This window comes from Paenibacillus taichungensis (assembly GCF_047302525.1).
Lineage (GTDB): Bacteria > Bacillota > Bacilli > Paenibacillales > Paenibacillaceae > Paenibacillus > Paenibacillus taichungensis_B.
In genome coordinates this window covers 6190407-6202139 of the sequence record NZ_CP168020.1, presented here as the reverse complement: position 1 = coordinate 6202139, position 11733 = coordinate 6190407, and the positions used below count along the sequence as shown (strand labels likewise).

At 47.4% G+C, this 11733-nt stretch carries 10 protein-coding genes; 4 read left to right on the top strand and 6 right to left on the bottom strand.

Annotated features, from left to right (window positions below; translation table 11 throughout):
* Window positions 1-49 precede the first annotated feature (49 nt).
* From ACDJ58_RS28240 to ACDJ58_RS28230, 3 genes are read right to left on the bottom strand one after another with little or no spacing between them, the layout of a single operon-like run.
* Entirely contained in the window at window positions 50-358 is a 309-nt protein-coding gene (locus ACDJ58_RS28240) for a hypothetical protein (protein ID WP_413379861.1), read from the bottom strand.
* Window positions 359-418: 60 nt separating this feature from the next.
* On the bottom strand, window positions 419-1714 hold the full coding sequence (locus ACDJ58_RS28235; RefSeq protein ID WP_413374058.1) for a sensor histidine kinase: 1296 nt from the start codon (window positions 1712-1714) through the stop codon (window positions 419-421).
* Window positions 1714-2391 carry a response regulator transcription factor gene (locus ACDJ58_RS28230; RefSeq protein ID WP_053782593.1) on the bottom strand — a complete coding sequence of 226 codons (678 nt, stop codon included), beginning with the start codon at window positions 2389-2391 and terminating at the stop codon, window positions 1714-1716. Before ACDJ58_RS28230 ends, ACDJ58_RS28235 begins: the two co-directional genes overlap by 1 nt.
* A gap of 250 nt (window positions 2392-2641) precedes the next feature.
* On the opposite strand from ACDJ58_RS28230, the gene ACDJ58_RS28225 reads away from it, so the two are divergent.
* Genes ACDJ58_RS28225 through ACDJ58_RS28215 form a run of 3 tightly spaced genes read left to right on the top strand, consistent with a single transcriptional unit; the run spans window position 2642 to window position 6474 of the window.
* Window positions 2642-3460, top strand: coding sequence for a polyphosphate polymerase domain-containing protein (locus tag ACDJ58_RS28225; RefSeq protein WP_413374057.1), 819 nt, complete (start codon window positions 2642-2644; stop codon window positions 3458-3460).
* Complete coding sequence (locus ACDJ58_RS28220; RefSeq protein WP_413374056.1) at window positions 3453-4136, top strand: DUF4956 domain-containing protein; 684 nt, start codon at window positions 3453-3455, stop codon at window positions 4134-4136. Before ACDJ58_RS28225 ends, ACDJ58_RS28220 begins: the two co-directional genes overlap by 8 nt.
* Before the next feature lie 22 nt (window positions 4137-4158).
* Complete coding sequence (locus tag ACDJ58_RS28215; protein ID WP_413374055.1) at window positions 4159-6474, top strand: carbohydrate-binding domain-containing protein; 2316 nt, start codon at window positions 4159-4161, stop codon at window positions 6472-6474.
* Window positions 6475-6779: 305 nt separating this feature from the next.
* On the opposite strand, the gene ACDJ58_RS28210 is transcribed toward ACDJ58_RS28215, so the two are convergent.
* Both ACDJ58_RS28210 and ACDJ58_RS28205 read right to left on the bottom strand, forming a co-directional pair.
* Window positions 6780-7358 carry a class I SAM-dependent methyltransferase gene (locus ACDJ58_RS28210; protein WP_413374054.1) on the bottom strand — a complete coding sequence of 193 codons (579 nt, stop codon included), beginning with the start codon at window positions 7356-7358 and terminating at the stop codon, window positions 6780-6782.
* Window positions 7359-7514: 156 nt separating this feature from the next.
* Window positions 7515-8186 (bottom strand): FHA domain-containing protein, encoded by a 672-nt coding sequence (locus tag ACDJ58_RS28205; RefSeq protein ID WP_413374053.1) that lies wholly within the window; start codon window positions 8184-8186, stop codon window positions 7515-7517.
* 222 nt (window positions 8187-8408) lie between these two features.
* On the opposite strand from ACDJ58_RS28205, the gene ACDJ58_RS28200 reads away from it, so the two are divergent.
* Window positions 8409-8564, top strand: coding sequence for a hypothetical protein (locus ACDJ58_RS28200; RefSeq protein ID WP_181586560.1), 156 nt, complete (start codon window positions 8409-8411; stop codon window positions 8562-8564).
* Window positions 8565-8957: 393 nt separating this feature from the next.
* Here the strand turns inward: ACDJ58_RS28200 and ACDJ58_RS28195 are convergent, their stop codons facing one another.
* On the bottom strand, window positions 8958-11546 hold the full coding sequence (locus tag ACDJ58_RS28195; protein WP_413374052.1) for a DUF2339 domain-containing protein: 2589 nt from the start codon (window positions 11544-11546) through the stop codon (window positions 8958-8960).
* Window positions 11547-11733 lie beyond the last annotated feature (187 nt).

Below are 11733 nucleotides of genomic sequence, written 5' to 3'. Positions count from 1 at the left end.
CACAATAAAGTGGAGGCTGAGGTCATTTTTTAAATAGATTGATTTAAATTTAATCCACGTAGCCAGCGAGCCCTTTTTCCATCAAGTAGTCCATTTCAGCATCCAGAATGCCTTCAACGGTCAGCTCATCCAGCTTCACATCTTTGCGGCTCAGAATGTAGTCGGCCAGATCGTCACCGTCGATATCCACGTCGCCTTTGGCATTTTCATGCGCTTTGTTAATGTACGCCTGCTCGTGCTTCAGGACAAGAGCGATATTCGCTTCACTCGCCTTCGTCTTCTTTGCAATATATGCCTTCATTTCCTGTTCGTTAATTGAATTTGCTTCAGTCACGTTAAAGTCAGCTCCTTGATTCATTCGTTCTGTTGCCATTGTAGCATAGGTTAACCCAGAACAGACATGTCTTATTCCTTATCCCTAGGATAAACGCACGTAGAATGTCGCTCCTTCTCCTACCACACTCCGAGCGTATATCTCTCCTTTGTGCTGTTCCACAATAGAACGGGCAATCGCAAGACCGAGTCCGTGTCCACCATGTTTGCGTGCTCTGGAAGCATCGGTACGGTAGAATCGATCGAAGATCCGGTCCAGATGTTCAGCCGCAATGCCTTCTCCCGTGTTGGAAACCGCCAGCACGACGTCATTGTTCTGTTTCTTCAAAGATACGTTGACCGAGCCTTTGGCTCTGGAGTATTTCACGGCATTATCAAGCAGGATCAGAATGACTTGCTTAATCTGTTCGCTGTTGCCATGGACCATGAGCTGCGGTTCAATGCTGTAGTCCAAGGATATATTTTTCTCGAAAATCACCGCTTCCATCGTCAAAATGATCGTCTCCACCGCATCGCTCATATTGAACTTGGCATGAATCATCGAGGATCGCGAATCGTCAATTTGAGTCAGATATAACAAATCATTCGTCAGTCCCGACATGCGTTCCGTCTCCGACTTGATGTAATGCAGCCATTTGGCCTGATTTTCAATTGTATCCTCCCGGTTCGCGAGAAGCACATCCGTGTTGGTATTAATGATCGCCAGTGGCGTTTTCAACTCGTGGGAAGCATCCGCTATGAATTGCTTTTGCTTCTCGAAGGCTTCCTTGACCGGGGTAATGGAACGATTGGCGAAATAGCGGCTCAGGAAGTAGATGACGATCAGCATGATCAAACCTACGATGGCAAATGTATAAATCAGATTCGTAAGGATCCCCTGTTGGGCCGTCACATCAATGAAAACAATCATGTGCCCTTCGCTACTCGGGTCAATCACATAGGCCCAGTTTGTTCCATCCAGCGTAAACTGTCCGGTCTTCCGGTCCACATTGTCGACTTTATCGACTTTTTGCAGCGCCTCGGGGTAGAACGTATCTTCCATATCAAATTTGGAATGGGTCTCCGTGAGCTTCCATTCGCTATCCGTCTTGATCATGAACGAGACAGAACGTGCGGGAGGCGAATTGGGATCTCCCCCAGGTGCCCCATTTCCTTGAGCGTCGGATGGCGGATTCCCCGAATTCCCCTCGTCTGTACGTGGCTTTTTGGATGAATTGTACGGACTATGATAGAAATCCGACACTTTGAACAGCTCCATGTTAGTTTCCCGCTGCACATTCTGATACGTAATGATGTAGATCGTAGCAAAGGCAACCAGCATCATAATCGAGATGGATACCAGGTTCACGATCAGAAATCGGTTTCTGAGTTTCTTGAACATCAGGACGTCACCTCAAGTACGTACCCCACACCCCGAATCGTATTAATGCGGACCGCGGAGTTCAGGAAGGTTAATTTTTTGCGTAAAAACGAGATGTACACCTCCACATTGTTATACTCCACTTCCGAATCGAAACCCCACAACTTCTCAATAATCTGCTCTTTGGAAGTAATGGCCTGTTTGCGCGTGATCAGCAGTTCCAGCAGTTCATTTTCCTTCAGATTCAGCTTGATCTCCTTGCCTTGAACACTCAGCTTCAGCTGCGTTGTGTTCAGTTCGATGTCACCGAACTTCAGTCCATCCTCTGGAACGACTTCTCCCTTCCTTCTCAGGGCTGCCCGAATCCGTGCGAGCAATTCCTCCGTGGCAAAGGGCTTTGCTATATAATCATCGGCTCCATAATCCAGCCCGGTAACTTTGTCTGATATTTCTCCTTTGGCTGTGAGCAGAATGACAGGCGTATGATTGCCTTCGCTGCGTAGTTTCTTCAGCACGGTAATCCCGTCCATTTCCGGCATCATGATGTCCAGCAGCAACAGATCATAGATTCCGCTTAGCGCATAATCCAGACCCGATCTCCCGTCATGCACCATGTCTACAGAGTAATTGTGTTTTTTCAATATTTGCGATACGGCTTCCGCCAAATGAACCTCATCTTCCGCAATTAGTATTCTCATCGGTTCTTCATTCCTCTGCATGAATTGGTTTCGATATATGTCAATCTATTATACCAACGATTGTAGCAACCGAACCTTGAATCAATCTTAATTTCACTTTTTTCGCGGACTATTAAAGGAAGGTAAAAAAAGATCAACGGAATGTAAAATCATTTAAGATTCATTCAAGGTTGGCGCTCTAAGATACAGACATGGAAGCAATACACGATGAAACAAAACATACAAAACATGGATGAAAGGACTGAACCCAATGGCAATTGAAGTATTCAACCGATATGAGAGCAAGTACCTCCTGACAGATGAGCAATACGAGAACTTCTACACCGACTTGCTGAAGTATATGGAGCTGGATGCCTATAACAAGAAACACGAGTTTTACTCGATCAGCAACCTGTACTTCGACACTCCGCAGGATTCCCTGATCCGCGCCAGTCTCTCCAAACCCAAATACAAGGAGAAGCTGAGACTGCGGGCATACGGAGTTCCTGAAGAGAATGCGAAGGTATATCTGGAGATCAAAAAGAAAGTATTTGGCCTGGTGAACAAACGCCGAACTGCCCTGAAGCTGGATGAAGCCTATGAATTCGTTCAGACAGGCAAGGCGCCTGATCTCGCCGATTATATGAACAAACAGGTCGTCGAAGAGATCAAGTATTTCCTCCGGCTGTACGATCTGGAACCAAAAGTATATCTGGCGTATGAACGCAAGGCGTTGTTCGACAAGAACAGCCGCGATCTCCGCATCACCTTTGATACCAACATCCGCAGTCGCAGATACGATCTGAAGCTAGAGCAAGGAGATTACGGTGAACCTCTGGTGAAAGACGGACGCTGGCTGATGGAAGTCAAAGCCGAGAAAACCGTTCCGATGTGGCTCTCTCAACTGTTATCCGAACACGGCCTATATCGCACCGGATTCTCGAAATACGGCAATGAGTACAGACATCTGGCCAGAACAACCAACCTGAACTACCAGACTGAACGAGAATTGCTGCCGGGTACAGATTTCAACCCATCCATAGAACAAGACAAAACAATCACAGAAAGAGAGCGTGTAGTATATGCTTGATTCCATTTTCAGCTCAGCTTTAACAGACACCACCCTAACTTTTAGTAATGCGATTCTAACGATCGGACTTGCCATCATCATGGGGGTCATCATCAGCCTGACGTACATGAAGACAAATCAGAGCACATATTCCCAAAGCTTTACACTAACCATGGTCGTCTTGCCAGTCATCGTAGCCATCATCATTCTTCTGATCGGCAGCAACATCGCCCGTGCATTCAGCCTCGCCGGTGCCTTCTCCATCATCCGATTCAGAAGTGCGCCTGGTGACCCGAAAGACATTGCTTATGTTCTGTTTACCATGGCTTCCGGTCTTGCCTGTGGTGTAGGCGCATTCGGTTATGCCGTAATGTTCACCATTATCCTGTGTGTACTGATGTTTGTCCTGAGCCGCTTCAACTTCGGAGCGAAGAAAAACCAGCAAAAAACATTGAAAGTGACCATTCCCGAGAATCTGAGTTACGAAGAAGCACTGGACGAAGTATTCCACAAATTTAATGTCGTGCATGAGCTCAAAAAAATCAGAACAACCGAGCTTGGCAGTCTGTACGAGCTGGTCTACAACGTCACCATTCATGAAAGTGTCAATCAAAAAGAATTCCTCGACATGATCCGTACCCGAAACGGTAATCTGGATATCTCCTTAACCATGAGTCCAACAACCACTGAATATTAAAATTCGAAGGGAACGATATAATATGAAAAAGAAAATCATAACTGGCAGCAAACTGTGGTCCGTCGCGATGATTACAGCAATGGTTACAGCATGCAGTGCTCCGGCAGCAACCAGCAGCACCGCAAATGCCGCAGTGTCAACGACAGGAACAACCAAAACCGTATCCGTCAGTGAACAAACCTCGGTGAAGTATGCCGATCTGGTCACTCTGGATGCAGACGATACCAACGTTAGCTGGAGTGCAACAGACTCCACAACGATTAAGCTGAACGGTACGACCGCTTCCATCACAGGATCGGGTGCAAAAGCAGCAAACGGATCGGTAACCATCTCCGCAGCGGGTACCTATGTACTTAGCGGCAAGCTTACTGATGGACAGATTGTAGTTAATGTTGCTGATAAGGGCACCGTACATCTCGTATTAAACGGGGCAACAATCAATGACAACGATAGTGCAGCCATCTATATCCAGAAAGCGGGCAAAGCCATCATTACGCTGGAGGAAGGAACCGAGAATGCCGTCTCCGATGGCAAAAAATACGTATACGCCGACGATACAACGGATGAGCCGGATGCAGCCATCTTCAGCAAGGCAGACCTGACGTTCAATGGTACAGGCAAGCTGACGGTTACAGGTAACTACAATGAAGGTATTACGAGCAAGGATGATCTGAAAATCGTTAGTGGAACAATTAACGTCAAATCCGCCGATGACGGCATCAAAGGTAAAGATATGGTGGCGATTCAAGCAGGAACCATTACCATTGATTCAGAAGGTGACGGCATCAAATCCACAAACGATACAGATACGACCAAAGGCTTCGTTGCCATTGCTGGAGGCACATTCAACATCCAGAGCGGCAGCGACGGCATTCAAGCGGAAACCGCATTGGTTACGGATGGCGGCACATTTGACATCGTAACCGGAGGCGGCAGTGCCAATGCACCAGAAAAAGTAGAAGAAGGACCATTTGGCGGCGGTGGTGGCGGTACACCTCCAACTGATATGGGCACACCACCGGATGGGGAACCACCTGCTGATATGCCGAGCAATAATGGAACGAACGCAACAGGCGCAGCACCATCCAGCTCTACAAATGCAACAGCACCTGCTGATTCCAATGCAGATGCAGACACAAGCACAACGGCGGCAGAAGAAGAAACAACGAGTGCCAAAGCACTTAAAGCAGGAGCAGATCTTACCGTCAATGGCGGTACGTATACGATCGATTCCATGGATGATTCCCTGCACAGCAACAACAATGTGACCGTCAATGACGGCAAGTTCAGCATTGAATCCGGTGATGACGGTATTCATGCAGATCAGGCGCTTACCATTAACGGCGGAACGATCACCATTGCCAAGAGCTATGAAGGTCTTGAAGGTGCAATCATCACTATGAACGATGGGGATGTGGATGTGACTGCATCAGATGATGGCGTGAATGCTTCCGGTGAAATAACTGCAACTGATGCGGATGCTGCAACCACTGCAGATGACAGCACTCAAGCAGCCGATACCGATACAACTGCAGTCTTCGACATTTCTGTTACAGAGACGACTGGCACAACATCAACTACGGATCAATCCAATCAAAGTACAGACGCGAACAGCAATACTCGCCCACAAGGCGGCGCTCCAGGTGGTATGCCGGGTGAATCCGCCAGCAACAGTGAGCTCCATATCAACGGCGGTTCCCTCACCGTAAATGCAGGTGGCGATGGACTGGATTCGAATGGCTCCATCTATATGACAGACGGAACCGTCATTGTGAACGGCCCTACAGACAGCGGCAACGGAGCACTGGATTATGACGGTAACTTCGAATTGAGCGGCGGATATCTGATCGCTGCGGGAAGCTCCGGCATGGCTCAGGCAACATCTGAAGCATCGACTCAAAATACCATTGCCATGACGTTCCCTGAAACGCAAAAAGCAGGAACACTGGTACACGTGGAAGACAGCGAAGGCAACAATATCCTAACCTTTGCTCCAGCGAAAGATTATCAAACGGTGGTTGTCAGCTCCCCGGATCTGAAAAAAGATGGTTCTTATGTGATCTATTCCGGCGGAACATCGACTGGTAAAGCAGTGGATGGACTCTATACAGACGGAACGTATAGTGGCGGAACCAAAGTGGTTGCCTTCCAATCCACAAGCAATGTAACTTGGGTGAATGAATCTGGTGTAACTACTGCGAATTCAGGTATGGGTGGTCCAGGCGGAGGCCGTGGCCAAGGCGGATTCGGAGGCGGTAGAAACAGAACGCAATCCGGTACATCGGGCACAACAACCGACACCACAGGTACAACGGACACTACGGATACTGCGAAGTAAGTTAAGATTCAGGCCATAAAAGCCAACAAATAAACGACTAAAAACAAAGGGATGTCCCATAAGTCATGATTATGACGGGGGACATCCCTTGTTATTGTTATTTTGTTCTAAAGAACCTCGCACAAGCTATCCGCTCCCATTTGCCCAAGTCTGAGATCTAAAGAATCACAGAGATGTTATTTCATCGATTGGGTTAATTTTGTAGGTTCTGACCCCATTTGATGAAGGAATAACGTTGCTGATGTTCATTAAATGCTGCATTCCTTGATTTTCCGCCTTTTAAGATGCGGTAGGTTTGTTAGCGCTCAAAACGTATATACATATACCTTGGTCCGTAGCGTATCCCGACATGTAATTGTCCGTAGCGGTATCTTGCCTGGCAATGCAAAACAGACGCTAATCACCTTTGCTCCCGGAGGCAGCTCCCGATTGAATTTGTCGACGAGCCGATTCATTGCTCCGGGAAATAAATAACAGATCACGCAATCTGCATGTTCATATGAACTGGTATAGATGTTTCCACGGATAAATCGCAGCCGCCCCTCCAGAGAGTGGCGCTTTCCCTTTGCTCGCCGTAAACGGACACTTAGAAAAGCAATGAGTTGGGAGGTCCATAAGGGAACAATTGAATTTTCAATACCCGTTAGCCGTTTGCCTGGGCAATGCCTCACCACGTCCAGTGCCAGCGTTCCCCATCCAGAGCCCGCTTCAATAACGTCGCCGTAACCGGGAATGCGGTTGACCTCCTGAATGACTGTCTGTCTGACAAGGCTGGAAGTCGGCATCGGTGAGATTCCATTTTTCCAACTGACCAGCACGATGGATACTACCGATATAAGTGTCACCACAGCAATCAGCCATGGTATAAATTGAAATATGAACATAACCTCAACCCTTTGGATTTTTAATTAAGAGGCGGTAATTGCACCTTCATCATAACAAAAGAAGCTTCCCCAGGTCTAAAAAACCTGGCAGAAGCTTCCTTCTTCTTATTCTATTTTGGCTTAATCTCATTCCATCCCGCTGCTCATTCCACGCATTCAGTCCGGCACATGGGACTTCATGTATACACCCTTTTTGTAAACCGATTTGATTGTAAAATGTACTCCCAGCTTGCGATTCGTCCGGTAGATCAGCGAGTTAATCTCGTCAATACCCACTGGCTCGCTCTCCAGCATGCTTCGCTCCGGCCACACCTGGCCGACAATCTGCTCCCGTGTGACAAAGTGATCCAACTGGCTGTACAGCAGCTTGAACAGTTGGTACTCCTTCTTAGACAGTGGAATCTCCACTTCTCCAATCTGCACGGTTTGCAGGTGATCCTGTAAACGCACGCCCTCGCCCAGGAGGTCAGATATTCGATATTCTCTCGTTTCTTCGAGATCCCCTTCTACGCGAAGCTGAATCAAGCCGTTGACTAGCGTCAGGCTGTCTCCTTCGGCAAACGGGTATTTCTCATAAGGAACGAGGCGCTGCCCGTTCAATTCCGTTCCATTTTTGCTATCCAGGTCCTCAATCCAAAGTTGCTGCTGCAAATCATAATGAATGCGGCAATGCCGCTTCGATATCAACTGATTGTAGACAGACAAGTCCAATTCATCTCCACCCGTATAACGCCCCACTGTAATGGAACGCCCCTGGCTGACATAAGCGAACGAACCATCACTTTCCTGCCCTGGCGTACGAATGACGATTTTTGCCGTCTCCCGCATGTTATTCTCCCACCTTCAAATATCACTCTATCTCTATGAGCGTTCCGTTCATAAATAATGATAAATTCATCAGATTTGTTCCATTGTTTGCATCCATAATAATTTATATAGTGTATACAGGCATCGTTTTATGCTTTTCTCTACTATACCAGACGCTGTGCTTTTTTTCTCATAACAGTCGTATCCATGCCCTAGCCCAATCAACAAGAGAGGTCCCTCATCATGAACAAAAAAAACATTTTTATATATGTGCTGCTCGCCTTCACCCTGTCCATTACATTAACAGTACTCTCCCGCATCAATGATGATCGCGGAGAATCATTGAAAGGCATACCCGTAACCGAAACATCATGGTTGCAACTGAATACCCAGCCGTAAGTATACTCTATTATAACGTGATCAACAGAAAAAACGTTTCACGAATGTCATCTTATGCTGGGTCATGCCATCCTGAATGAGGATACATATCTTAATCCATTCATCAGAATAAGGCCCCTGGACGCTAAAAACCAGCGCTCACGAGCCTCATTTTAATGCATATTTATGATATGGATACCGCTCAGTTCATCCGATAATGACTTTTGTCAAAAGTGATGTTGCTGCGGCATTTCCTGCCCTCAGCGCCGCTTTTTCCTGATACCAAGTTTCCTCCACCCATACACAATAAGAGTTACAGAGCCAGCAATCCATAACAGTTGCCATAACATGATACTCAGATCAAATCCCATGTTGTTCCCTCCCCAAAAGATTGTGAATGTTGCGTCCACTTTCCTAAAATTGGTTCTTTTTATCCTCCGGCAGTTCGGATTCATTAGACTGTTCGGTCTCTCCAGCCTGTATTTCCTCCATCCGGCTCGACACCTTTTGATACAGATAGGAAATACCAAGCAGCAGTACGCCAAAGCTGAAATAGGCAATGAACTTGCTGCCAGATGTAAGCAATCCCACATCATAGAACACCATTTTCCCGGTGGAAAACAACGTCAGGCCCAGACCGAGGCGCCGAATCATCACATATTTTCTGCGGAATCCGTAGGCGATGTACAGGATCGCAAGCAGCAGATAGATTAGGCTGAACAACAGCCCTACATCTCCCCAATGAAACTGAATCGTCAGGAACACGGTGATGACACCCAGCAGATAGACCCCTGCGATAACCGGATACCATTCAATGCTCTTGAACTGCCCGCGGATTGCCGCGATCAGCAGATCCCTTCCTGCAAAGAACACACCCACATTAAAGATGATTAACACAAGTAAGCCTACGACTTCAGCCGCTGTATGCTGCTGAACATCCGGCTGAAGTGCCGGCATGGATAACGTTACTGCTAGTGCAATACAACAGCCCACCGCATGCAGGAAGACAATATAAACCTGCACGATCCGATCACGCAGCAACTTCACTTTACTCAATCCATAGGCCATGGCAATGGTCAGCGCAGCGAACATCAGCCATTTGTAGAACAGGTATAACAGGAATGAGTCATCGACTGCTTTCATATACAATTCATTTGATTCATACAGCACGTATAACCACAGATTGGCGAGTGTGATGTACTTGAATGCATTCAGAAAGCCAAGCTCTGTCTGGCTATAATGATACTTCTCCCCGGATAGGGAGCCGTTGCGATCCAAGGCGTAATAGAACGTAATAAGCAGCGCACCCAGCGTGATGCAGGAGTATTTTAGCAAGAAATAGGATTGCTCCCCCATGATGAACAGCACCAGCACGTCATAATACACAAAGGTGAACATGCACAGAAGCACAATTCCCCATCCGGCACGCTCCACCAATTTGAACCGCTTCAGATGTCCTAGCGTAACCAGCAGAACCCCTTCGATCAGCCACCCCATGGACAGCCACTTTGCACCGAATTGGAACGGTATAATCAGAATGGCAAAGGTCAGGGAAGTCACGTAGAACAATAGAAGGGTCTGCTTTTCCTGAGGCATCCTCTGCTGGACAAACCGGGCGAGCCCGAAATAGACCAGAGCGAAAATCAGAGCAAGCAAGCCCTGTGCATCATTCCAGCCCGCCGCATCAAACAGTACATACAACATCAGGCAGCTGATGCTCGTATTCATGGCCAGCAGCGTGAAGTCCCACCAGGTTAACTTCACCCGATGTTTGAAGGGATACGCCAGTGTAATGCCGAGATATAATGCAAATGTCACAATGGAATACACCATGCCGATCTTCTCACTTGGTGAGAGCCATAATAGGATGAGCATGGACGGTGTGTTGAACAGAAAACTGATATAATGCACAATCGGCCACCGTTTACCAAATGAAATCAAAACAATAATTCCGTTTAAGAGCAACAGATAGATCATGGCAACATACACAGCCGAACCTTGAAGGCCGAAATAGGCCATGTAGGAGATTAACGGTAGATACCCTCCAACCAAACCAAGTGAGCAGATGGTCCTGGACTGATACCTCAACGATAGCAGCACGGATATGGCCGAAACCAACACCGACAAGGCAAGTCCCGTATATAACCCGATAATATGCAGTAAAAAGTAACTGTAGAAGATCGAGCCAAACAGAACGGAAATCCCACCTCCCAGCAGCCCCATCGCGAACGTCTGACGCTTGCACCGGAACAGCCATTCACCCCCGGCAAGCATGAGCACACCAAGCAGGAAAAAAGCGCCGCCTTTCATCTCATCGTTGAACCAGGTCGCGTATGAGTAGCGAAAAGCCGCTCCAACGCCAAGAATAATGAGCAGGATAGCGACCTTGTTGATCCAGCTTAGGCCAATCTTCATCTCCATCCGGTTCTGGCGAATGCGCCGCTGAATGGTCTCTTCGCTTAAGCCTTCCTCCGCCATATGCTCGTATCCTTGTTGCATCTGCCCGCGTAGCGCCTCTTCTCTCTCCCACAGGGCCTGTCTGTGCAGCTCAATTCGTTCCTGCACCTCAGCAGCCAGATGAGCAATTCTCTCTTTAATCTCATTGGCGTCGCCCTGAAGTTCCTCTGAAGCCCTGTTGAATATGGCATTCAAATTCACTTTGGCACGGTGTTCATGTGCCGCGAGCCGATCATTATGTACACTCGTCTTTCCCCGAAAATAGGTCTCCATCTTCTCCTGGGATACACGAATGAGATTCAATTTTTCATCCAGCATCTGTTCGGACAGAGCCATGCGAAGACGGGCATTCTCTTCTTCCATCTTGCGTGTGCGTATTTCAAGCTGTTGCAGCTTGAGTTGATTCGCTTCATATTGCGCTCGCAGCTGTTCATTCTGCACGATCAGATCATCGGATTGATACTCCTGGAGCAGCGCATTGTACTCCTTTACCAGCTGCTTCTGCTGCTCCTGAACCTGGTGAAGCCGATCCTTGAACTCTTTCATGAGCTTCCTCCGTTGGTTGATGTTGAATTCATTCCCTATATTTTACTATATGTATGCCATAAAATGGGGTTTAAGGAATAGAATCATTTCGACCATTCTCTGCGGATTGGAAGTCGTTACGGGATTTTTGCAAAATGCTTACATAACAAAAAGCCCGGGAAGCATCAGCTTCCTGGACTCTCATTCA

What these genes read in the sequence shown, in the direction of transcription:
- ACDJ58_RS28240 (WP_413379861.1), bottom strand. Translation starts at nt 358, where the DNA reads ATGAATCAAGGAGCTGACTTTAACGTGACTGAAGCAAATTCAATTAAC.
- ACDJ58_RS28235 (WP_413374058.1), bottom strand. Translation starts at nt 1,714, where the DNA reads ATGTTCAAGAAACTCAGAAACCGATTTCTGATCGTGAACCTGGTATCC.
- ACDJ58_RS28230 (WP_053782593.1), bottom strand. Translation starts at nt 2,391, where the DNA reads ATGAGAATACTAATTGCGGAAGATGAGGTTCATTTGGCGGAAGCCGTA.
- ACDJ58_RS28225 (WP_413374057.1), top strand. Translation starts at nt 2,642, where the DNA reads ATGGCAATTGAAGTATTCAACCGATATGAGAGCAAGTACCTCCTGACA.
- ACDJ58_RS28220 (WP_413374056.1), top strand. Translation starts at nt 3,453, where the DNA reads ATGCTTGATTCCATTTTCAGCTCAGCTTTAACAGACACCACCCTAACT.
- ACDJ58_RS28215 (WP_413374055.1), top strand. Translation starts at nt 4,159, where the DNA reads ATGAAAAAGAAAATCATAACTGGCAGCAAACTGTGGTCCGTCGCGATG.
- ACDJ58_RS28210 (WP_413374054.1), bottom strand. Translation starts at nt 7,358, where the DNA reads ATGTTCATATTTCAATTTATACCATGGCTGATTGCTGTGGTGACACTT.
- ACDJ58_RS28205 (WP_413374053.1), bottom strand. Translation starts at nt 8,186, where the DNA reads ATGCGGGAGACGGCAAAAATCGTCATTCGTACGCCAGGGCAGGAAAGT.
- ACDJ58_RS28200 (WP_181586560.1), top strand. Translation starts at nt 8,409, where the DNA reads ATGAACAAAAAAAACATTTTTATATATGTGCTGCTCGCCTTCACCCTG.
- ACDJ58_RS28195 (WP_413374052.1), bottom strand. Translation starts at nt 11,546, where the DNA reads ATGAAAGAGTTCAAGGATCGGCTTCACCAGGTTCAGGAGCAGCAGAAG.